This is a genomic window from Microbacterium arabinogalactanolyticum, from assembly GCF_030268005.1.
GTDB lineage: Bacteria > Actinomycetota > Actinomycetes > Actinomycetales > Microbacteriaceae > Microbacterium > Microbacterium arabinogalactanolyticum.
In genome coordinates this window covers 65,087-87,833 of the sequence record NZ_BRZC01000001.1, presented here as the reverse complement: position 1 = coordinate 87,833, position 22,747 = coordinate 65,087, and the positions used below count along the sequence as shown (strand labels likewise).

General features: G+C 69.6%; 17 protein-coding genes. 7 read left to right on the top strand and 10 right to left on the bottom strand.

Translation table 11 applies throughout. The features are described 5' to 3' along the window. The first annotated feature begins 9 nt into the window (after positions 1-9). A complete protein-coding gene (locus MIAR_RS00415) occupies positions 10-306 on the top strand; it encodes a hypothetical protein (protein WP_285629876.1) in 297 nt (98 codons plus the stop codon). A gap of 52 nt (positions 307-358) precedes the next feature. Then, complete coding sequence (locus MIAR_RS00410) at positions 359-2,449, top strand: intein-containing Rv2578c family radical SAM protein (RefSeq protein ID WP_285629874.1); 2,091 nt, start codon at positions 359-361, stop codon at positions 2,447-2,449. A gap of 6 nt (positions 2,450-2,455) precedes the next feature. On the opposite strand, the gene MIAR_RS00405 is transcribed toward MIAR_RS00410, so the two are convergent. The 3 genes from MIAR_RS00405 to MIAR_RS00395 all read right to left on the bottom strand — a co-directional run bounded on the left by MIAR_RS00405 (position 2,456) and on the right by MIAR_RS00395 (position 5,717). Beyond that, on the bottom strand, positions 2,456-2,641 hold the full coding sequence (locus MIAR_RS00405) for a hypothetical protein (RefSeq protein WP_285629872.1): 186 nt from the start codon (positions 2,639-2,641) through the stop codon (positions 2,456-2,458). Between the two features lie 23 nt (positions 2,642-2,664). Then, positions 2,665-3,327 (bottom strand): hypothetical protein, encoded by a 663-nt coding sequence (locus MIAR_RS00400; protein ID WP_285629870.1) that lies wholly within the window; start codon positions 3,325-3,327, stop codon positions 2,665-2,667. A gap of 119 nt (positions 3,328-3,446) precedes the next feature. Next, entirely contained in the window at positions 3,447-5,717 is a 2,271-nt protein-coding gene (locus tag MIAR_RS00395; RefSeq protein WP_285629868.1) for a DEAD/DEAH box helicase, read from the bottom strand. 255 nt (positions 5,718-5,972) lie between these two features. On the opposite strand from MIAR_RS00395, the gene MIAR_RS00390 reads away from it, so the two are divergent. Further along, the gene (locus MIAR_RS00390; RefSeq protein ID WP_285629866.1) at positions 5,973-6,875 is read left to right on the top strand and encodes an aldose 1-epimerase family protein; all 903 of its coding nucleotides are present in this window, start codon (positions 5,973-5,975) and stop codon (positions 6,873-6,875) included. Positions 6,876-6,984: 109 nt separating this feature from the next. Here MIAR_RS00390 and MIAR_RS00385 read toward each other — a convergent pair whose 3' ends face one another. The 4 genes from MIAR_RS00385 to MIAR_RS00370 form a co-directional block, all read right to left on the bottom strand. Then, complete coding sequence (locus MIAR_RS00385) at positions 6,985-10,593, bottom strand: efflux RND transporter permease subunit (protein ID WP_285629864.1); 3,609 nt, start codon at positions 10,591-10,593, stop codon at positions 6,985-6,987. 10 nt (positions 10,594-10,603) lie between these two features. After that, a complete protein-coding gene (locus tag MIAR_RS00380) occupies positions 10,604-11,185 on the bottom strand; it encodes a TetR/AcrR family transcriptional regulator (protein WP_285629862.1) in 582 nt (193 codons plus the stop codon). 69 nt (positions 11,186-11,254) lie between these two features. Continuing rightward, the gene (locus tag MIAR_RS00375) at positions 11,255-11,614 is read right to left on the bottom strand and encodes a fluoride efflux transporter FluC (RefSeq protein ID WP_285629860.1); all 360 of its coding nucleotides are present in this window, start codon (positions 11,612-11,614) and stop codon (positions 11,255-11,257) included. Continuing rightward, positions 11,611-11,991 (bottom strand): fluoride efflux transporter FluC, encoded by a 381-nt coding sequence (locus tag MIAR_RS00370; RefSeq protein WP_285629858.1) that lies wholly within the window; start codon positions 11,989-11,991, stop codon positions 11,611-11,613. Before MIAR_RS00370 ends, MIAR_RS00375 begins: the two co-directional genes overlap by 4 nt. Positions 11,992-12,215: 224 nt before the next feature. Between MIAR_RS00370 and MIAR_RS00365 the strand changes: the two genes are divergently transcribed. Both MIAR_RS00365 and MIAR_RS00360 read left to right on the top strand, forming a co-directional pair. Next, positions 12,216-14,384, top strand: coding sequence for a hypothetical protein (locus MIAR_RS00365; protein ID WP_285629855.1), 2,169 nt, complete (start codon positions 12,216-12,218; stop codon positions 14,382-14,384). A 144-nt stretch (positions 14,385-14,528) separates the two neighbouring features. Further along, entirely contained in the window at positions 14,529-15,245 is a 717-nt protein-coding gene (locus MIAR_RS00360) for a Pr6Pr family membrane protein (RefSeq protein ID WP_285629854.1), read from the top strand. On the opposite strand, the gene MIAR_RS00355 is transcribed toward MIAR_RS00360, so the two are convergent. Continuing rightward, entirely contained in the window at positions 15,169-16,551 is a 1,383-nt protein-coding gene (locus MIAR_RS00355; RefSeq protein ID WP_285629852.1) for a flavin monoamine oxidase family protein, read from the bottom strand. The genes MIAR_RS00360 and MIAR_RS00355 overlap by 77 nt on opposite strands. A gap of 75 nt (positions 16,552-16,626) precedes the next feature. Here MIAR_RS00355 and MIAR_RS00350 point away from each other — a divergent pair, with 75 nt between their 5' ends. Together MIAR_RS00350 and MIAR_RS00345 are read left to right on the top strand one after the other, a co-directional pair. After that, complete coding sequence (locus MIAR_RS00350; protein ID WP_285629850.1) at positions 16,627-17,496, top strand: alkaline phosphatase family protein; 870 nt, start codon at positions 16,627-16,629, stop codon at positions 17,494-17,496. A 37-nt stretch (positions 17,497-17,533) separates the two neighbouring features. After that, entirely contained in the window at positions 17,534-18,979 is a 1,446-nt protein-coding gene (locus MIAR_RS00345) for an alpha-L-fucosidase (protein WP_285629848.1), read from the top strand. A 162-nt stretch (positions 18,980-19,141) separates the two neighbouring features. Here MIAR_RS00345 and MIAR_RS00340 read toward each other — a convergent pair whose 3' ends face one another. After that, positions 19,142-21,094 carry a DUF2264 domain-containing protein gene (locus tag MIAR_RS00340; protein ID WP_285629846.1) on the bottom strand — a complete coding sequence of 651 codons (1,953 nt, stop codon included), beginning with the start codon at positions 21,092-21,094 and terminating at the stop codon, positions 19,142-19,144. After that, positions 21,091-22,722: an extracellular solute-binding protein gene (locus MIAR_RS00335; protein ID WP_285629844.1), complete on the bottom strand. Its 1,632-nt coding sequence runs from the start codon at positions 22,720-22,722 to the stop codon at positions 21,091-21,093. The genes MIAR_RS00340 and MIAR_RS00335 overlap by 4 nt, the downstream gene beginning before the upstream one ends. Positions 22,723-22,747 lie beyond the last annotated feature (25 nt).

Below are 22,747 nucleotides of genomic sequence, written 5' to 3'. Positions count from 1 at the left end.
ATCCAAGCCATGACCCAGACCTCGCAGAGCCCCGAGCCTCCGTACATCCGCACCCCCGGTGGAGTTGCCGCACTGTTCGTCGCCGCCCTGCTCCTGATCGTGATGGGCGGCTTCCTCACCCTTGTGCAATCCGAGCTCATGGCGCGGCCCGAGCCCAAGGACTTCGCGGTCTTCCAGACCTGGCTGGGCACAGTCCTGTTCCACATCGGCCTCGCGTTCCTGGCTGCGGGATTGGTGATCGTCGGGGTGCGCGCGATGCTGCAGCAGCAGACCGAGGCGCTGCGGGCGCATCGACATGATTCATAGTTCTGTTCGAATATTGCTTGCGCCGAGCTAGTTTCTTTGTTCTAATGATGGGATGCGGTGGCAGGGTCAGACGATCGACGATGCGGATCCCGCCGCGCTGCCCGGCCTGGAGAACCGCAACGGCATCGTGCAGTCGGTGACCACGCCGGAGTTCTCCGGCATGACGTTCCACGAGGTGCTGGCCAAGTCGGCGCTGAACGCGGTCCCCGGGCCGTCGCGGATGCCTTTCAACTGGACCATCAATCCCTACCGCGGGTGCAGCCATGCATGCGTCTACTGCCTGGATCCGAGCACCCTTGTCCTGTGCGCAGATGGCCGTCAGAGACAGATCGGCGGTCTGCGAGTCGGTGAAGAGATCATCGGGACCCAGCGACAGGGAAGATACCGGCGCTACGTCAGGACGCGCGTCGAGGCGAAGTGGACGACACGCAAGAGCGCCTACCGGATCACACTCGCGGACGGGACCGAACTGGTCGCGAGCGGCGATCACCGGTTCCTCACCGACCGTGGGTGGAAGCATGTCGCGGATACGCATGGGGGACAGCGACCGCATCTCACCTTGAACAACCGACTGCTGGGGTTCGGAGCGGGGTCGCCGCCCGCCCCAGACGGTGCGGAGCATGAGGACTACCGACTCGGCTACCTCTCCGGCATGATTCGCGGCGACGGGATGATCTTTCACGGCGTCTACCCGTCGAAAGAGCGGATTCGTCACGTTCATCGATTCCGGTTGGCGCTCAAAGACGAGGAGGCGCTCGACCGCACCCGCGCATATCTTTCCTCCGAGGGCATCCGTACCATCACGAGGGCGTTCGCCCCCGAGAGCGAGACCCGAGCACCGATGGTTGCTATCCACACCGCCAAGAAGGCAGACGTGGATCTCATCGAGACTCGTCTCACAGCCATACCCTTCATGCAGTCCAGAGAGTGGCAAAGGGGCTTCCTCTCGGGCATCTTCGATGCCGAAGGCAGTTGCTCTCGAGGGGTACTGCGCATCTCGAACAGCGACCCGATCCTCTTGAACACGACCATGTCTGCGCTCAGCACATTCGGTATCCCCTGTGTGCTCGAACCTGCTCGCGCCAATGGCGTGCGCTGTGTCAGAGTCACGGGTGGATTGCCCGCTCGGATGAAGTTCTTCGCCGTTGTAAGCCCAGCGATCACGAGAAAACTGAGCATTGAGGGCACGGCAGTGAAGTCCGTTGCTGACCTGCGCATCGTCAGCATCGAGCCTCTGCCGGGCACCCGCACACTCGTCGACATCACCACGGGCACGGGCGACTTCGTCGCAAACGGCGTGATCAGCCACAACTGCTTCGCTCGCGGGACGCACCAGTATCTCGACCTGGACGCGGGGCACGACTTCGATTCGCAGATCGTCGTGAAGACGAACATCGTCGACGTGCTCCGGCGCGAGCTGCGCCGCGGATCCTGGCAGCACGAGACCGTCGCGCTGGGCACCAACACCGATCCGTACCAGCGGGCGGAGGGGCGATACCGCCTGATGCCGGGGATCATCCAGGCGCTGGCGGAATCCGGCACCCCGATGTCGATCCTCACCAAGGGCACGCTGGTCCGCCGCGACATCCCTCTGCTGATGGAGGCCGCGAAGCGCGTGCCGATCGACATCCAGATGTCCATCGCGATGTACGACGACGCGCTGCAGCACTCCATCGAACCGGGCACGCCGACCACGCAGGCCCGGCTCGACACCGTGCGCGCCCTGACGGACGCCGGATTCCGGGTCGGGGTCTTCCTGATGCCCGTCCTGCCGCACATCACCGATTCGGTGGGAGCGATCGACGAGGCGCTGTCGCGGATCGCAGATGCCGGGGCCGACCACGCCGTGTACGGCGCGCTGCACCTGCGCGCCGGCGTCAAGCCCTGGTTCTTCGAATGGCTGCAGCGCGAGCGCCCCGACCTGGTCGCCTCCTACCGGGGGCTCTATCCGGGCGCGGCCGCGGAGGCCCCGAAGGGCTACCGCCAGTGGCTGGCCAAGCGGATGCGGCCGCTGATCCGCACCCACGGACTGCACACGCAGTCGGAGGAGGACCACGATCGGATGCGGGGGATCATGCGCGAGCGGATGCGGCCGACCCCGGCATCCGCCCCGCCGGCGACGAAGGCGGAGATGCTGTTCTGAACGCGGTCAGTCGCGCGTGACCAGCGGTTCGGTCAGGAAGACCAGGAGCAGCAGCGCGAGCGGACCGAAGATCATCCCGAGCACGAACCAGCCGAGCTTCGTCCTCCCCTGTACGCCCGCGAGCCCGCTCGTCATCAGCGCGATGCAGAACCAGACCGTGCCGCCCGCCGTCGCCCAAGAGCTCCATTCCATGCGCCCAGCCTATGGGCTGCTGCTCATGCGCCCCGGACGCGGTCGCGCACGCCGGCCCACAGCGGGTCGGCCTCCGCAAGACCCGAGGTGATCCGCATGATGCCGCCGAGAATTCCGCACATGCACAGCGCGGAGATCACGCCGATCGACACCATCGCCGCGGTCAGCAGCGGCATCCGCGCGGCGTCGGTGAAGAACACCGAGGACAGGCCGAAGATCGCCATGAGGAGGAGCAGCGCGCCCGCCGTCGTCCTCGTGAAGATGCGGGGCTCGTACTGCACCGTCCGCGGTGCGTACCAGAAGGGAGCGCGTCGGGAGCGCTGCCCCGTGCGGAAGGGCAGCCGCAGCCACCAGGCGGCCGCGATCGTGAGCCGACGCCCCGTGCGCCAGAGCCGGTGCAGAACGAGAAGGCATGTGACGGCGACGATCAGAGCCACGCATCCGATCACGACGACGGCAACCCTCCCGACTCCCCACGAGAGCTCGCTCGCCGCTTCGAGCGTCGCGAGCCCGACCAGCGTTCCGAGCACCGCTCCGAGATAGGCGAGCGCGCCCCATCCCAGCCGGCTCCACCGCTCGTAGTCCGCGCGAAGTGCGCGAGCTGCGGCGTCCGCCTGCCCGATCTCACCCGAGCCGCCCTCGGCCGCACGGATCAGCGGGAGGGATGCGGGGCGGATCAGCGGCATCCGACCAGACTACGGGCGACCGCGGCCTCGGCCGCAACTCCGGAGATTCGGGTGCGAAAACGCCCCTGCCGGCCTGGAACAGGCCGAACAGGGGCGTTTCTCCGGAGTTGTGACGCGCGTCAGGCGGTCAGCTCGGCGGCGCTCGGGACGCGACCGGTGATCTCGTCGATCAGGTCGTCACCGGGTGCGGCCTGCTCGAACGGCGCGTCGATCTCGGCGCGGTTCAGCAGGTCCTCCATACGGCGACAGCGCTGACGGGTGATCAGCGTGACGACGCGGCCGGAGCGACCGGCACGGCCGGTGCGGCCGGAACGGTGCAGGTACGTCTTGTACTCGTCAGGCGCGTCGGCCTGAACGACCAGGTCGATGTCGTCGACGTGGATGCCACGCGCGGCGACATCGGTGGCGACGAGAACCTGCACCTTGCCCGCGGTGAGCTTCTGGAGGTTGCGCGTGCGCTTGGCCTGGTTCAGGTCACCGTGCAGGGCGACGGACGCGATGCCCGCATCCTCGAACTGCTCGCTGAGCATCTCGGCGTAGGCACGGGTGCGGGCGAAGACCAGCGTCTGCCCCTCGCGGTCGACGAGCGAGGTGAGCACCTCGGCCTTGTCGCGGTGATCGATCACCAGCACGCGGTGCTCGATCGTGCCCGAGTTCTGGTCCTCACCCGCGACCTCGTAGACCGCAGGGTCGACCAGGAACTCGTCGACGATCGCGGCGACCTCGCGGTCGAGCGTCGCCGAGAACAGCAGCTTCTGGCTGGTCGCGCCGTCCTCGAGCGCGGTGCCGGTCTTGCGCAGGATGCGCTGCACGGGCTCGGCGAAGCCGAGCTCGGCCATGTGGTCGGCCTCGTCGAGCACCGCGATGCGGATCTCGGAGAGGTCGAGCTTGCGCTGCTCGATGAGGTCCTCGATGCGACCGGGGGTGCCGATCACGATGTCGACGCCCTTGTTGAGCGCGCCGACCTGACGCGCCTGAGGCACGCCGCCGTAGATCTGCGTGGTGAACAGGCCCACGCTGCGGGCGATCGGCTGCACGGTGCGGTCGATCTGAAGGGCCAGCTCACGGGTCGGGGCGAGGATGATCGCGCGCGGCTTGCGGCCGATCTCGCGGCGCTTGCCCTTCTGCGACAGCAGGATGCTCTCGACGAGCGGTGCACCGAAGGCGATCGTCTTGCCGGAGCCGGTGCGGCCACGGCCCAGCACGTCGCGTCCCTCGAGGATGCTCGGGATGGTGGCGGCCTGGATCGGGAACGGCGTCTCAGCGCCCATGTTCTTCAGGATCTCGACGATGTTCGAGCCCAGACCCAGGTCGCCGAAGGTCACATCCGCGACCTCGGTGGCCTGCACGGCCTCGGCCTCGAGCCGCTCGTGCACGACGTCGACGTGCTCCTCGTGCGCCTTGACCGTCGCGGTGCGGTTCCAGTCACTGCGGCTCGGACGGTCGTCGCGGTTCTGACGGATCGGCCGGGCATCCCGGTCGCTGCGCTCGAAACGCGGACGCTCGTCACGACGGTCGCTGCGCTCGAAGCGCGGGCGCTCGTTACGGTCATCACGGTTGAACCGCGGACGCTCGTCGCGACGCTCATTGCGGTCGAAGCGGTCGGTGCGCTGCGGGCGGTCCGTGCGGTCGAACCGCGGGCGCTCGTCGCGACGCTCGAAGCCACCTCGCGCACCGCGATCATCGCGGGCAGGACGCTCGTCACGGTCGAACCCGCGGCCTCCACGATCATTGCGGTCGTTGCGGTCGAAACGCGGACGGTCGTCGCGATGCTCGAAGCCACGTCCACCGCGGTCATCGCGATCGAACCGCGGACGCTCAGTGCGGTCGAACTCACCACGCGCGCCGCCACGGTCATCGCGACGCTCGAAACCACGAGACCCGCGCTCATCCCGATCGAAACGCCGACGCTCGTCACGACGCTCGAAGCCACGGCCACCGCGGTCATCGCGCGAGGGACGCTCGTCACGGCGGAAACCACCGGCGCGCTCATCGCGGCGCGGACGGTCGTCGAACCGGCGACCGCCGAAGCCACGGTCATCGCGGTCGTTGCGGTGGTGTGGCGCCTCGCGGCGACCGGACTCAGCACGGTTCCGGATGGAGCGGGCCTCGTCGCGCCCCGCGCGCTCGGCATCCGACCAGCGGCGCTTGGGCGCCGCATCGGTCTCAGCCGCGCGGTAGCCGCGGTGCTTGGGGCTGATGCTGCCCGGGCGGCGGTCCGCACGGGCGTCGGACGAGAAGGAGCGGCGCTCACCGGCATCCGTCCGGCGGTCGTCGTCACGAGCAGGGCGTCCGCCGGCGTGACGGTCGTGGAACGCCGTCTTCTTGGCGTAGCGCGGCTCGAAGTTGCGGGACGGGCGTCCACCCTTGGGCTTGCCGTTCTTCGGCATGGGATCTTCCTCACTGTCTCTGACACGAGAACAGCGTCCGCTCCCGTGCGCACAGAGATCAGCGCACGGCGGACATACCCGGGCATCCGTCGGCCGGGGCCATTCATGTGATGGTTGATGAACCATCGGCCCCTGGGCTCACAATGAGAGCAGGTTCACCCTCGCAAAACGCTCCGCACGAGGCGGGTGCCCGAAGCCGACCGCACGAGTCTACCGGACCACCCTGGGAGAAGCCCTGGGTCGTACGATTGCGGAGTGAGCTCCCCGACCGGCATCCAGATCCACCTCAGCCGCGGCGACGTGACGGCGCAGATCGCGCAGGTCGGCGCCTCGCTGCGCCATCTCACCGTCGGCGGTGTAGACATCGTGCCACCGTACCCCGAGGACATCGCGACGCCGGGGGCCTCGGGAATAGTGCTCGCCCCGTGGCCGAACCGCGTCCGCGACGGGATCTGGCAGGACGGCGAGACCACGCGCGCGCTGGCCATCACCGAGCCGAAGTTCCACAACGCCAGCCACGGACTGCTGCGCTTCACTGCCTACGAGATCGCGGCACGCTCGGAGGAGGCGGTGACGCTCGCCGCGGCGATCGTCCCGCAGACCGGCTACCCGTACCTGATCGACACGACCGTGCGCTACGCACTGACGGATGCCGGCATCGACGTCACGCACACGCTGACCAACCGCTCGGCTGCTCCGGCACCGGTCGCGCTCGGCACCCACCCCTACCTGACGATCGGCGGCACCGACCCGCGCACCCTGATGCTGCGCATTCCCGCGGAGACCTACTTCGAGACCGATGAGCGGATGCTGCCGGTCGGCGAATCCCCCGTCGCCTCCGGCACCGACCTGCGTGAGGGCCAGCGCCTCGGCGACGTGCAGCTGGACACCGGGTTCGCGAACCTGCACCGGGACGCCGACGGCTTCGCCCGCACGACGCTGACCGCCCCCGACGGCCGGGCGGTCACGCTGCAGCAGGGCCCGGGCTTCGGCTACGTGCAGGCGTACACCTCGACCGGATATCCCGACCACTCGCTCGTCGTCGCCGTCGAGCCGATGACCGCTCCCGCCGACGCCTTCAACTCCGGGCGCGGACTGCGCCACCTGGGGCAGGACGAGTCCTGGACACTGGAGTGGGGCATCCGCTTCTCGGGGTGATTCCGCCTTCGGTCATCCGCCGCGTCAGCGTGGATCGGAAATGCATCGTAGAAGCACGAGCCCGACGCGTTTGTGATCCACGCTGAGCGGCGGCGAGGGTCAGACCGCCTCAGTCGACCGGGTTCGCGGAGGGCAGCGCCTGCGAGCGCAGCTCGCGGCGGGTCGGATGGTGCGCAGCGGGGTCGGCGGCGGCCTGCGCGACGACGGATGCCGCGGCTGCGGCGGCCGAGGCGGCGGCTGCAGCGGCGGATGCCGCGGCGGCAGCCGCGAGCATGGGGTCGGCCGCGGAGCGGGCGGGCTCGTACGGCTGGACCGCAGGGGAGTCCGTGAACTGCAGGCGTGCGATGGTCCCGGAGTCCACGGCAACGGCCGGCTCGCCGTCGCCCGCCTGACCTGCGGGCGCATCATCCGACATCGAATCGGATGCCGCGAGCCGCGCCGCGCCCGCGTGAGCACCCGCACCGGCCGCGAACGACCTCGCACCGGTTCCGGGCCCGGCGACTGCGGACCCGGCGCCACCGCCGAGCGCCTCGCCCGCGAGATGCGCCTCGACGTCGCTGCGGTACATGATCTCGGGCGCGATGGGCTTGCGGGGGCCCTCGGGGCCGGCAGGGCCCGAGCCACCGGGGCCTGATCCGTCCGGTCCGGGGGCTCCGCCGCCGCGCGCAGCCCGCCGTGCAGCACGCCGCTCCTTCGCACCCTCGACCAGGTTGTAGAGCGTCGGCAGCACGATCAGCGTCAGCACCGTCGACGACACCAGGCCACCGATGACCACGATCGCGAGCGGCTGGGAGATGAATCCGCCGTGTCCGGTGATGCCGAGGGCCATCGGCGTGAGCGCGAAGATCGTGGCGAGCGCCGTCATCAGGATCGGCCGCAGACGCTTCTCGCCGCCGGCCATCACGGCATCCGCGGTCGCGAGGCCCTTCTCGCGGTACTGGTTGACGAGGTCGACGAGCACGATCGCGTTCGTGACCACGATGCCGATGAGCATCAGCACCCCGATCAGCGAGGCGACGCCCAGCGGCACACCCGTGGCGATCTGCAGCAGGATCGCACCGGTCGCCGCGAACGGCACCGACACGAGCAGCAGCAGCGGCTGCCGCAGCGACTTGAAGGTCGCGACCATCACCACGTAGACGATCAGGATGGCGGCGAGCATGGCCAGGCCCAGCTGCGAGAACGAGTCGGCCTGCTGCTGCGCGACGCCGCCGATCTCGGCGCGGGCGCCCTCGGGCAGCTTCACGTGATCGAGCGAGGCGGTCACCGAGCGCGTGGCGACGGCCAGGTCGTCGGAGGCCGGCGGCACCGTGATCGTGGCGGTGCGACGCCCCTTCTCGGTGGTGATCGCGGTGGGCCCGTTGCTCTGCTCGACCTGGGCGATGTCCGACAGCTTCACGATGCCGGTCGGGGTGGGGATCGCCAGCTCCTTCAGCGCATCCTCCGACGTCGGCGGTTCGGGAGCGACGAGGTACACGGTCAGGCCGGTGCCGTCGACCTCGACCGTGCCGAGCTGCTCCGGGCGCATCGTGTTCGACACGATCGAGCCCACCGCCACCTCGGAGAGGCCGTGCTCGGCGGCCTTCGCCCGGTCGACGACCACCGCGATGTACGGCAGTGACGCCGCGAGGTTGTCGGTGACCTCGCCGACGCCGTCGCGGCCCTCGAGGTCCTTCGTCAGGGCGTCGGTCGCCTCCTGCAGCGCATCGGCCGTGGGAGCCGTGACGCTGATGGTGATGTCGCTGGAGCCGAAGCCGCCCGACGACGCCCCGACCTTGACGTCACCGGCGTCCTTCAGCTGGTCGATCCTCTTCTGCACGGTCGCGCGCAGCTTCTCCTGATCGGCCGAATCGCTGGTCTGGATGGAGTAGGTGATGCCCGCGCCGCCGGAGAACGCGTCGCGCAGCGCCGAGCCGCTGGACCCGATCGACGCCTGCACGTGCGTGATGCCGTCGACGCCCTCCAGCACCTTCTCGACCTTCTTCGCGGCATCCGACTTCGCCTCGAGGCTCGCGGTGCCACCGATGTCCTGGGTGACGGTCATGGTGTTCTGCCCGGAGTCGCTGAGGAAGTTGATCTTCATCAGCGGGGCGGCGGCCAGGGTGCCGGCGAGCACCAGCACGGCGATGATCACGGTGGTCGCCGAGTGCTTCAGCGTCCAGCCCAGGATCGGCCGGTAGGCGCGCTGCAGACGGGTGGGCGGAGCATCCGGATGCTCCGGATCGATCTGCGCCCCCGCGGCGTCCAGCAGCGGCTTGCCGGGCTTGAGGAACCAGTACGCCAGCACCGGCACGATCGTCAACGCGACCAGCAGAGAGGCGACCATCGCGATCGTCACGGTCATCGCGAAGGGCCGGAACAGCTCGCCGACCATGTCGCCGACGAACACGATCGGCAGGAACACCGCGACGGTCGTGATCGTGGACGCCGTGATGGCAGCAGCCACCTCGCGCACCGCCAGCCGGATCGCATCGCCCTTGTCGGCGCCCTGCACGTAGTGACGCTTGATGTTCTCGATCACCACGATGGAGTCGTCGACCACGCGCCCGATCGCGATGGTGAGCGCGCCGAGCGTCAGCACGTTGAGCGAATAGCCGAACGCCTGCAGTCCGATGAAGGTGATCAGCACACTGGTCGGGATCGAGATCGCGGTGACCAGCGTGGATCGGATCGACAGCAGGAAGATCAGGATGACGATCACTGCGAACGCCAGGCCCAGCATGCCCTCGGTGGCGAGCGTCTCGATGGACTGCTCGATGAACGGTGCCTGATCGAACACGACGGTGAAGGTCGTGTCGGGGAAGGTCTTCTTCAGGTCGTCGAGCTTGCTCAGCACGCCCTTTGACACGTCGACCGTGTTCGCCGACGGAAGCTTGGTGACAGCGATAGACAGGGCGTCCTTGCCGTCCACGCGCGAGATCGAGGTCACCGGGTCGGTGGTCTGCTCCACGGTCGCGACGTCGCCGATGGTCAGCGCCGTGCCAACCAGCGGCAGGGATGCCAGTTCGCTCGCGCTCGTGATCTTCGACCCGGTCTGCACGGTGAGCGTCTCGTCACCCTGGGTGATGTCGCCGCCGGGCAGCAGCACGCCGTTCTGCTGCAGCGCCTGGCTGATCGCCTGCGTGCTCTGGCGCGCCTCGGCCAGCTTCGCCGCGTCGGGCGTGATGGTGATGCGCTGTCCGACGCCGCCGACGATCTGGGCGGCGTTGACGCCCTTGACGTCCTCGAGGTCCGGGATGACGGTGGTCTGCAGGTCGTTCTGCGCGGCCTCGGCGTCGCTGAAGCCGGTGACGGCGATCTGGATCACCGGGAAGTCGTCGATCGAGACGCTGAGCACCTGCGGCGTGACGTCCTTGGGCAGCTGCTGGCCGATGCGGTTGATCGCCTGCTGCATCTTCTGCTCGGCGGTCGCCAGGTTGGTGCCGTAGGTGAAGGTCGCCTGCACGATCGAGGCGTTGGTGGTGCTCGTCGCGGTCGTCGACTCGAGCCCGGGCACGCCCTGGATGGCATCCTCGATCGGCGTGGAGACGTCGTTCTCGACGACCTCGGGCGAGGCGCCGGGGTACGTGGTCATGACCATCAGCGCCGGCAGCTCGAGCGAGGGGATGAGCTCCTGCTTGAGGTTGGTCAGCGCCAGCCCGCCGAACACGGCGGAGACGATCGTGATCAGGGCGATGAGCGCGCGGTTGCGCAGGCTGAGGACGGAGAGATTCGACACGATGCTCGTTTCAGTCGCTCACGGACGAAGGACGGATGCTCTCGCCGAGGATGGCGGCGAGAGCGGATTCGATGAAGGCGCCGCTGAGCGGCTCGTCGTTGATGCGGGAGTGCCACAGCACCCCGTCGATGAAGATGGCGGCCGCGGTCGCGCGCTCGGGACCGTAGTCAGCGCTGAGGAACCCCGCCATCTGCGCCGACCAGCGCCGCGCGAGCTCGCGCAGCTGCGGGTCGTTGACCGCGGCGGTGACCACGGCGCGGTCGGCCTCCATGGCGCGGGCGTCGGCGAGCCCCTGCACGATGAGCTCGGCGATGACGGCCGGAATGGCACCGCGCGCGGCGAAGACGGATCGGATGCCGTCCATCCTGGCGTCCACATCGGACACCAGGTGTCGCAGCGCCTCCGACCGCAACTCGTCGAGCGTCGCGAAGTACTGCGTGGTCGCGCCGAGGGGCACGCCCGCGCGCGCGGCGATCATGCGGTGGGTGAGCGCGCCGACGCCGACCTCGACGATCAGTTCGGCCGCGGCAGCGACGATCTCGCGGCGGCGGGTCTCCGGATCGCGCCTGCGGCGCGTGACAGCATCCGACATCCCGACCCCCTTATGTACATCTGTACATTATCGGCCCTTGGAACCGGCTGAGAGCGGGACCGGAGCCGATCAGAGCACGTGACCGAGCGCGAGGCCCAGAGTCGCCGCGGCGAGTCCGGCCAGCAGCATCCCGCCGGCGTAGAGGGCGGATGCCCGGCGCTCGCCGTCACGCCACAGCGCGACGGTGTCGATCATCGCCGTGCTGAACGTGGTGTACCCACCGAGGAAGCCGGTGCCGAGCACGAAGGCGGCTCCGGGCAGCCCGCCGATCACCAGCCCGAGGGCGAACGACCCGGTGATGTTGATCACCATCACGCCCCAGGGGAAGCGCGTGCCGACCAGGCGTGCGATGCCGAGATCGACGAGGTAGCGTGTCGCGGCCCCGAGCCCGCCGCACGCGGCGGCCAGCAGGAACACCAGCGGGCTCATGACGCCGCCCGCTTCCGCCCCAGCACCAGCCCGAGGGCGGCGGCCGCGAGCCCGCCGGCCAGGCTGACGACGATGTACCCGACGGCGAGCAGCGGAGATGCACCCCACAGCTGCACACTGTCGACCATGAACGAGCTGTAGGTCGTGAAGCCGCCGAGCACGCCCGTGCCGAGAAGCACCCGCAGGTCCCCGGCGGGCAGGCGGGCCGTCAGGATCCCCAGGGCCAGCGCGCCGACGATGTTCGCGGCCAGCACGCCCAGCGCAGCATCCGGGATCAGCATCCCGAGACCCATGCGCGCCGCCGTGCCCAGCATCCCGCCGAGCGCGACCAGGGCCGTCCGCCGGAGGACGGTGGAGACGGACATCGGGGAGGGCACCGTCCAACTCTAGCCAGGGCGGGTTCCCGTCGTCCGGCGCGTGTGCGCGGTGCATGCGGCTACCCCGGACCGGCCGCCATTGGCCAAAAGTTCAGTAATCGGTTTCTAGAAACGAGTTACCGTTGACAGGCTCAGAAGCTCTCGGATACGGTCACCGAACAGTAAGCGATTTCTATCGCCTGCACCCAGCACTCCGCTTCGAAGACGAACAGGAAGGCACGACAATGAGAGACCATCGCACCGCCCGCCGCAGCATCCGCTGGCGACGCCTCACCCCGGCAGTGGCCATCGGAGCGATCGGCGCGGTCGCACTCGCAGGTGCCGCCCGCGCGGACACGACTCCCCCTCCCCCGCAGTACGTCGCAGCGGGGACGACCACGATGAAGGGCGGGCTGACCAGCGACATCGCGGGTTCCGCCTTCGTCGGCAAGGACGGCCGGTTCCACTGGACCAATGCACTCACGGCGTACAGCACGAACCGGGGCAGCGCCTGGGCGCGCACCTTCACGAACGACGACATGAGTGCCGTCTCGGCGGGCATGGGCACCACCACGGAGCGGCTGCAGGCCCCCGCTTACTACGGAGACCCCGGCACGATCTGCTATCAGCTCGACAAGCACCCCGTCTTCCCGATCCCGTCACCGCAGCAGGACGATCACTGCGACGTGATCGGCGTGTGGGTCGACCCGCAGGGCGTCTGGCATGCGCTGCTGAACGACGAGTACCAGTTCGATCCGTGGCAGACCAAGGGTGCGAACGCGACGATCGACGAGAAGATCTCCACCGGTCACCACAACAATCGCATCCTGCTCGCCACATCGGACGACGAGGGCGCGACCTGGCAGTACGCGGGTCCCGCGCTCACCTCGGCCTGGGATGACGACCAGGTCATCAACAGCACGGCGTCGCCCGGGCAGTCGTACCCGTTCGGCAACTCCGGCTGCCGCCTGTTCATCGACTACTCCACCGGCTACTTCTACATCACGTACAACGTGAAGATCTACAAGAAGCCGGCCTCGTCGACCCTGGCCAGCTGGACCGAGATGGCGCGCGCGCCGATCAGCGGCGGCATGGCCAGCGGCACGTGGCAGAAGTGGCACAACGGATCGTGGTCGCAGCCGGGCATCGGCGGGATCGACGGCAACGTCAACTCCATCGGAGGGCTGAACGTCTTCTACGACCCCGCCACCGATCTGATCGCCTGGCAGGGATCGGGGACGAATGCGGACGCCTCGTACGAGGCCGCGAAGGTCGCAGCGGACCACCTCATCCGCTTCTCGGATGCCTCGGGGAACAGCTACACGGCCAACACGCTGGCGCACACGATCGTGAACGACGCGACCGGGCAGTCCGCCCCCGATCGCACCGTCACGTACCACGATGCTGTCACGGGGCAGGACATGACCCTCAAGGCCGTGGACGACAGGTACGAGGGCGGCGTCAAGGTCGTCACCGGCGGCATCTACGTGACGCAGACCGATCCGGTGACCGGCGTCTCGCAGACCGTCGATCTCATCACGAACAGCGCCTACTACAGGGACCCGGACACCGGTCACCTGTACCTGCCCGCGCAGAACAACGAATCCGCCATCTCGTACAACGCGTTCTCCGGCCTGTACCGGATCGTCGGCTACGACGGCAACGTGTACGAGACCGCCGATCTGGGAGACCCGAACTCGTGGAAGGCCGTCGGGCTCATGCCCGCCGGATCCAACGGCGGCTACCTCACCTCGCTCGACAATGGCAGCCTGACCAACCAGAACGTCACCGGCCGCTCGTTCCTGACGATCTCCGACCTGACCGCCAAGGTCGTGGACATCGCTCCGGCACCCGGCGCCCCTGGCGCCTCGGTGAGCACGGAGTACACCCCGCGGGACACGGCGGGGAACGCGGTCGCCGCGGGCTCCTCGTACGTGCTGCGAGCGGGGCAGCGGGCCGTGGTCACGGATCGGGGTCCCGGCATGGACGGCGGCCAGGGTGCGGCCACCAAGGCCACGGCCTGGAGGCTCGAGCCCGTCGCCGATCAGAGCGCGAAGGGGGAGAACAGCGGCTTCTACCGACTCGTGGACGCGACGACCGGCAAGGTCCTGCGCGTCTCGGGCACCGGTGCCGCCGCGCCGCGTGCATTCGACGCCGTGGTGACCGCCGGCGACCGGCAGGCGGATGCCGTGCCCCTGACCTCGACGAGCCTGGGCACCCCCGGTGGCAGCGACCAGTGGTACCTGCAGCGCGTCGCCGTGAACGGCACCTCGCTGGACGGCTCGACCACGTACCGTCTGGTCAACCGCAACAGCGGGCTGGCGCTGCAGTACGTGGACGACCGCATGCGGCTCGAGCAGCAGAAGCCCGGAGATGCGGCCCAGTACGTGACGCTGACACCGTCCGCCGGCTGAGCGGCCTGATCCGACGCGACACACGCGCGGGAGTGCGGCGTCCTGCACAGCGGGGCGCCGCACTTCTGCGCGTTACGTAGACTCGGGGGACGACTGAGCCGCTCCGCCCGAGGGAGCGGAAGCCGCCAGGAGGACGACGCCCGCGTGCTGACGAGACGGATCTTCGGATGGCTGCGTCTGCTCGCCGCAGCCGTGTGCATCGTGTCCCTCACGCATCGGATGCTGTGGGGCATGGGCTCGCAGACCCTGGCCAGCGACAACTTCTTCGCGTACCTGACGATCCAGTCGAACGTGGCGTTCGCCCTGGTGACGATCCTCGCGGGCGTCATCGCCCTGCGGCGAGCGGAGGATCCGGTGTGGCTGACGTCGGCCCGGGCGCTGGTGCTGAGCTGGACGGTGACCGCCGGCCTGGCGTTCTCGATCATCGTGTGGCAGGCGGGCGTGCGGGGCATCCCGATCACGGTTCCCTGGTCGGATGTGGTGCTGCACTACCTGCTGCCCGGATGCGCGGTGATCGCCTGGCTGATCGGCCCGGGGCGGCACGCGGCCTCGTGGCGGGTGGTGCCCTTCGTGCTGGCTTACCCGGTGGTCTGGGGAGTGTTCACGATCGTGCGGGGCCGGATCATCGGCTGGTACCCGTACTACTTCCTCGACCCGCGGCAGGTGTCGGGCCTTCCGGAGATGTCGGTGTCGTGCCTTGCCGCGCTGGCGATCTTCGCTGTCGTCGCGGCCGCGCTCGTGCTGCTCAGCCACGTGCGGGTGCGGCTGCCCCCGTGGGGCGTGATCAGCTCGCGTCCGCCGGAGTGGGCGCGAAGAAGACGAGTGCCGCTCTGGCGGCGACCTGGGCGTCGCGGTCGCTGAGCGCCGCGAAGCGCGCGGCATCCGCTCCGCCCACGAGCCCCACGAGCACCGGCTCACCGGTGGCCGGCATGAGGTTGATCCAGGTGCGGATCAGTCCGTCGCCGCCGACGACGTGCCAGATCGTCTGCTCGGCATCCCAGAACGGCTCCTCGAACCGCATCCACACCGTCTCCACGAAACCGGAAGCCAGGGCGGCGATCGCGCCGCGATGCGGCTTCGGCAGAGCGGGGGCGAACTCGATGCCCTGCCGCTGCAGCACCCCCAGGGGCGCGGTGACGATGACGCGGTCGAAGGACAGCGCCTCGCCGGTGCCCAGCCGCAGGCTCACCCCGCTGTCGTCGTAGGCGACGCGTACGACGGGCGACGCCAGCGTGACCTGCTGATCCTCGAGGTGCTTGTCGAAGAAGGATCCGAGGTCTTCCGCCATGCCGGTGAGCGTGTCCGGCGCGAACGCCGGCGGGTACCAGCTCGACGCCTTCTCGGGGTCGGCGCCCGTGGTGGCGGAGAGCCAGGCGAGGGATGCCGCGAGCGCAGGGTCGTCGAGGTCGGCGCCGTTCTGCGTGAGGGCCTCGGCGAGGGGGATGTCGGCGGGCAGGTCGCCCGCCTTCTCGGCGGCCTGCGCGATCGGGTCGCCGGAGACGGTGTCGGTGGCCCCGTCCTTCGACCAGCCGGTCGCCGTCTCGAAGGTGAGCTGCTGCTCGCCGAGGGTGGTGATCCGGTCGTGCAGCGCGGTCAGCTGCTCATCGGAGATGAGCCAGCCGCCCAGCTGCGCGGGCACCGGCCAGTCCTTCGCCTTCTGGCTGAGGATGCGGCCACCCGAGCGGTCTCGGGCCTCGAACACGGTGACCTCGTGGTTGGCATCCGCCAGCATCCGCGCCGCCACCACGCCCGCGGCGCCCGCGCCGATCACGGCGACGCGCTCCTTGGGCCCCGCCGCGACGATCAGCGCGAGCGCGGCCGCGCGGCCGGAGTCCACCGCGCCGAGGACGGTGCCGGGGTTGTCGGTGTCCAGGGCCTCGCCGGCGAAGAACAGCCGGTCGCCGATGGGCTCGGCGAGCGTCGCGCGCTGCTGCGGGTCGGTGCCGGAGGGCACGTAGCTGATCGCGCCGTAGGAGTACGGGTCCTTCGACCAGGAGCTGCGGACGAACGCCGAGGGAGCGGGCACCTGGGAGGGGGCGGTGGGCCGGGGAGCGGGCGTGGACCGGGTCGGCGTCGGCCTGGTGGGCTCGGGCGTGCACGCGGCAAGGAGCACCGCGACGGCACCGGTCCCGGCGCCGAGCAGCAGCGTGCGGCGAGTGATGCTCATCGTCAGGCCAGACTACCCGCGCCAGACGACGGGATGCCATGCGACGACCCGCGACGGCGGCCGTACGCTGGAGCGGTGTCCGGCTCCGTGATCTCCCCCGCCCGCTCGTCGCACGTCCTCATCATGGGATGGGACGGCGTGCGCGACGACGTCGTGCGGAGCGTGCGCACCCCGCACCTGGACGCGCTGGCCGCGCGTGGCTTCCTCTCGACTGTGCGCGTGCACGCCGCGAACCCGACGATCTCCGGGCCGGTGTGGTCGACCATGGCCACCGGCGTGTACAGCGACCGGCACGGCGTGCACGACAACGACTTCACGGGGAACGCCTTCGACCGGCATCCGGATGTGCTCTCCCGCATCCGCGCCGGCGTGCCCGGTGCGACGACCTTCGCGGCGGGCGCATGGGCGCCGCTGGTGACCGCGGGCAGCGGCGGCCCGCTCTTCGCCGGCGGCGGGTACCGGCCGGAGCTGCCGGCCGGCGCGGAGGACGGGCCGCTCGAGCTCGTCGCGCTGATGGACGAGGCCGTGATGTCGCGGACCGCCCGCGAACTGCTGCATCGCGATCACGCGGCGGTGTTCGCGTATGCGGTGCTGCCGGACATCGTCGGTCACACCGAGGGCGTGACCGACCGGTATCGCCAGGCCGTGGAGGCGTGCGATGAGCAGCTCGGCGTGCTGCTCGCGGCGATCGCCGCACGCGGGAACCGCGAGTACGAGGACTGGACCGTCATCGTGCTCACCGATCACGGGCACCTCGATGCGGGGCATCACGGCGGCGACACCGACGAGGAGCGGCTGGCGTGGATGGCCGCGGCGGGGCCGGACGTCCCGTCCGGCGAACCCGTCGTGGACCACGCCGATGTGCTTCCGCACGTGCTGAAGGCGCTCGGCCTGCCGGCGGATTCCGCGCTGCCGGGCGCCCCGTTCGGCGGTCGCAGCCGGTAGACTGGGAAACCGCTTACCAACGCCGAACGAGGACCCGATGACGACCTCTCTCTGGACCGAACGCGCACTACCCTCCGACCGCCAGCCGATTCCGCTGCGGTTCGGCACGCAGGTCTCCCGCCGTGACGACGAGGCCATGCAGCGCTTCCGCCGGTACGGACTCGGCCAGTTCATCCACTTCGGGCTGTACTCGATCCTCGGCGGCGAGTACCAGGGCGTGAGCGCGGCCGGCGGATCTGCGGCGCCGGAGTGGATCCGTGCATGGAGCGGGCCCACGGCCCCGGAGGGCTGGCAGGGGACCTACGACCGGCTCAACGAGAGCTTCGATCCGGCCCGACTGGATGCGCGTGCCTGGGCCCGGCAGGCGAAGAGGATGGGCGCGCGCTACGTCATCTTCACCACCAAGCACCACGACGGGTTCGCGCTGTGGCCCTCCGCGCACTCCGACTACACGGTGCGCGAATCGCCGTGCGGTCGTGACCTGGTCGGCGAGGTCGTCGACGCGTACACGGCCGAGGGCATCGACGTGTTCCTGTACTTCTCGGTGCTCGACTGGCACCACCCGGGCTACCTGCGCACGGTGCCGGCCACCGATGCCGAGCGCGCCGGATGGCAGGACTTCCTGCAGTACACACGCGCCCAGCTGCTCGAGCTGCTGGACCGCTACCCCGCCGCGCGCGGCCTGTGGTTCGACGGCACCTGGGACGCGTCGTGGATCGCCTCGCACGAGTTCACCCACGCGCTCGAGGCGGAGCTGCGCGCACGGCGCCCCGGCCTGATCATCGGCTCTCGCTTCCGCAACGACGAGCACGGCGCCCGGCACTTCGACTCCAACGGCGCCCTGCTGGGCGACTACGAGCAGGGCTGGGAGCGCAAGCTGCCGGCGAACTTCGAGATGCTCGGCGGGAACGACTGGGACTGCGTCATGACGATCGGCCCGAACGCCTGGGGATGGCTGCGGGACACCCGTGGTCAGTACCAGAAGACCGCGGACGACCTCGTCGACCTGCTGATGCGCTGCCGCTCGATGAACGGCAATCTTGTCGTGAACTTCGGCCCCGACGGCCTCGGCCGCATGACGGCGCACGAGGACGAGATCGCCGAGCAGCTGGGCGCGTGGGTCGCCGCGAACGCGGATGCGGTGTACGACGCCCATCACGTCGACCTGGATCGCACGGGTGCCGGATGGCTGACCGGAGACGGCGACCGGCTGTTCGTCACGGTCGTGAACCGGCCTGTCACGGGCATCCTGCGGCTGCGGTTCCCGGCCGGCGCCGAGCGGATGCCGATCTCGGCGCGCCTGCTCGACTCCGGACGCGACCTCCCGGTGCGCCTGACCGACATCGGCTTCGACCTGGACGACGCCCTGTACTGCGACGTGAGCATCCCGGCGGATCTCGAGGCGGAACACGCCTTCGTGATCGAACTGGCCCTCGGCGAGGCATCCGCCTCCGTCGGGGACCGCATCGACGCCTGGATGTGACGCACCTGATCGTGTCGGCGGCGAGAGTCTGACGCGGAAATGTACGCCTGACGCGGAGAGATTCCAGGGATTCCTCCGCGCGAAGCGCACTTCTCCGCGCGAAGCGCACAGGCGTGCACAGGCACACGCGGCGAGCACAGGCGTCCGCGGAGCGGCGGCCCTTCAGCTCCTCCGGCCGCCCGGCTTCCCGGGCTGACCATCCCACTCCACGACGGTGCGCAGGTCGAACTCGACGTCGACGCCGTCGACCGGCCACTCCACGCGAACCCGGGTGCCGTCCACGGCCACGCGCAGACCGGCGAGTGCGGCATCCGGATCGTCCCGGTCGCGCAGCAGCTGGTGGACCGCGACATGCACGGTCTCGTCCTCGCCGCGCGCGGCGGTCAGGTACGGAATCGCGGAGTGCTCGCCCATCACGTTCGTGCCGCGGTGCCTCACGACGCCTGCGTCGTCCCATCCGTGCAGGCCGGTCAGCACCACGCGATGCGCGCCGTCAGCGACCGATGCGTGCACACGATCGGAGGCCACGTCCTGCTCGGGCGGTTCGGCCGCGGCGAGCGCGAAGGCGCCCTCACGGATGCGGTCGTGCGCCGTCGGCGCGATCACCAGGTGCGCGCGCACCTCCGTGCCGCGGTTCACCACGGATGCCGTGACGATCGCCGCTCCGACCAGCAGCCTGCCGTCGATCTGCGGGTAGTGCACCGACGCGCTGAGCGGGCCGTCCTGCATCCGCCCGCGCAGCTTGGCGCGGCGACTCGGGCGGCCTTGGTCGTCGAACAGGCACACGTGCCCGTCGACGGCCTCGAGCCAGCCGTCGCCCACCTCGGGTGCAGTATGCGTGGAGTAGGCGAACGAGCCGTAGTGCGGGTCGTCGGGGTCGCGGATGCCGTGGTCCTGGACGGGCAGCTCGGCGTGGTCGGAGCCATGGTTGACGAGGATCACCGGCGCTTCGCCGCCGGCGGTGCTGAGCGTGATCCCGGTGCCCTCGAGGGAGCAGGTGGAGGCCGGATGCTCCGCCGGCTCCGCGGCATCCGTCCACACCCGGTGCCCGGCGTCCAGCGACAGCCCGAGGAAGCCGATCCCGGCCAGATACGGCGAGCCGAATCCGCTGTAGTCCTGCAGCGACGCGGGCAGGTGCTCGTCGTACCAGCCCAGCCGCAGCTGACCGTCGGCGCCGACGCCATGCCGCACGAACCCGTCGAGCACCGAGGTCGCGACCTGTCGGGTGCGCGCCGGAGTCAGCGGGCTGACGCCCGAGATCTCGGCGCACCACAGCGGCGTGAGCGCGGCCGTGCGATAGGTGAGCGAACGCCCGAAGTGCACCAGCGCCCCGTCGGAGGCGACGAACGACGGCATCCGCCCGACGAACCGCGCGAGCCGCTCCAGGTGGCGCTGCCCCTCGTACGTGTGAGTGCGGTCGGTCATCCGGTACCAGGCCCACAGGTAGGGGTGGATGGCCCACGCGTTGTAGTAGTCCACCGCGTGGGACGGACCATCGGTGTACCAGCCGTCGCCGAGGTACCAGCCCTCGACCCGGGCGACGTTGCGCTCTCCGTGCAGGCCGCGGGCGTCGCCACCCCGGTGCCGGATGAACGCCTCGGCCATCGCGGGGAAGAGCTGCCAGTTGTTCTGCCACACCTCGCGCAGCGCGTGGTGCCGCAGCCAGGCCAGCACCTGGCTCTGCTGGCGATCGTCGAGCCGCGACCAGAACCGGTCGCCGGCGGCGTACAGCCCGAAGGCCAGGTTGGCGCCCTCGACGATCGAGTTGGTGATCCCGGTCAGCGGGGTGCGGCAGGTCACCCCGCGCGGCCAGGCCGACGGATGCCCCGGATCGGTGCCGTCCACGATGGCCTGGGCGTAGAACTCGATCAGGGCATCCGCCTCGGCGTCGCCGTCGGGTGAGCCCGCGATGCGGGCGGAGGCGAGCAGGAAGCTGCGCCCGATGGTCTCCATCGACTCGCGGCGCTCCCCGTCGCCGGTCACGCGCCCCGGGAGCACGACCCCGGCCGGGTCCTCGGCGCCGTGCTCGCGCACCGCGCGGAGCCAGCGATCGGCGGTCTCCGTCCAGAGCAGACGGTCGGACGCGCCCCGGCCGGGATCGTGCTCGGCGGTCACGCCTTCAGCGCCTTCTCGTACTCCTTGCGAATCGCGTCGCCGCCGGCGCTCTTCCACGCCTTGATCGCGGCCTTGACGTCATCGAGGGTCTTGCGTCCGGAGATGTAGTCCTGCGTCGCGTCGCTGACGGGCTGCCTGATCGTGTTGCCCTTGGACGCGTCGGTCGGGCTGAACAGCGTGGCGGCCGGGTTCGCGACCCCGAGCGGGATCATCGCGGCGTACGCCTCGTGCGTCTTCCTGATCACGTCGTCGTGGCCCGGCAGGTACAGCGCGGGCGCCGGCGCGGTGAGGTACCTCCACGGCACGGTCGTGTCGGCGAGCGCGTTCGCGGTGGGGACGGGGTTGCCGTTGCCGTCGCGCGTGTAGTCGGCGCCCTCGACGCCGTAGTTGATCAGCAGGTACTCCTCCGTGCCGAACGGGGCAGCCAGCAGGTTGGCGATGCCGAGGAGCTTCTTGACCGACGCGTCGTCGTTCTTCTTGATCATGGTGGTCGCGAAGACGATGTTGTCGAGGTTGGCCTGCGGCTTGCCGCCGCCTGCGGCGAACGGCAGGAAGGGCGCGGAGCCCGGCACGGTCACAGCGTAGCCGTCGGCCTTGAAGTACCCGGGGAGCCCGTCGTAGATCTGCGCGACCTGTCCGTTGGTGAAGGCGTTCACCATCTGCGACTTGGTCCAGCCGTCGCTGCCGGGCATGATGTAGCCGGCCTTCGCCGCCTTCGCCACGAAGGAGATCGCCTCGAGATACTCGTCGGTCTCGATCTGGAAGGTCATCTTGCCCTTCTCCTCGCGCCACTGGTTCGGGACGCCGAACAGCTGGAAGAAGGTGGCCAGGCCGTAGGACGTGGAGCCGAACGCCCAGCGGTTCGCCTTGGCGTCGGTGAGCTCCTTCATGATCGAGAGGTACTCGTCGGCGTCCTTGATCTTGCTGGTGTCGGTCACCCCGACGTCCGCGTAGCGCTTGGCGTTGTAGAAGCCGAGGCCGGCGGTGCCGCCGCGCGGGATCGGCAGCGCGTAGATCTTGCCGTCGCGCACCGTCTGCTCCCAGTACAGCGACGGGATCGCGGCGAGGTTGGGGTAGTCCTTGACGGCGTCGCCGGAGAGGAACTTCGTCAGGTCCTGGCACTTGGCCTGCAGGAACCCGATGATGTCCGGGATGGATGCGCCGTCGTCCAGGATCATGTCCGGGATGTCGTTGCCGGCGAGCGTGGTGTTGATCTTGGTCGCGAAGTCGTCGGCGGAGACGGCGGTGATGTCGAGCTTGCCGCCGAGGCGCTTCTCGATCTCCTGCCAGGCCGGGTTCTTGTCGCGGCCGTTCGGCGGCGGGCCGAAGATGTTCGTGATGGCCGAGAACGTCTCACCCTTCAGAGGCGGGGTCTTCACGCTGCGCACCGGGTTCTTCGGGTAGTTGAAGAACGCGGACGGCACGCCTTCGGCGGTGCCCTTCAGGTCCGGGGTCAGCCCCTCGGATGCGAGGAACGTCGGCATCTTCACGGAGCCGGCGCCGGACGCCTTCAGCTCGGTCCTCGTGCCGCAGCCGGCGAGGGAGCCGACGGCGGCGACGCTGACTGCGCCGAACCCGACGTACTTCAGGAACGTCCGCCTGTCGGTGGCGATCTCTCTGATTGACATTTCCGATCCTCTCTGAGGGAAATCA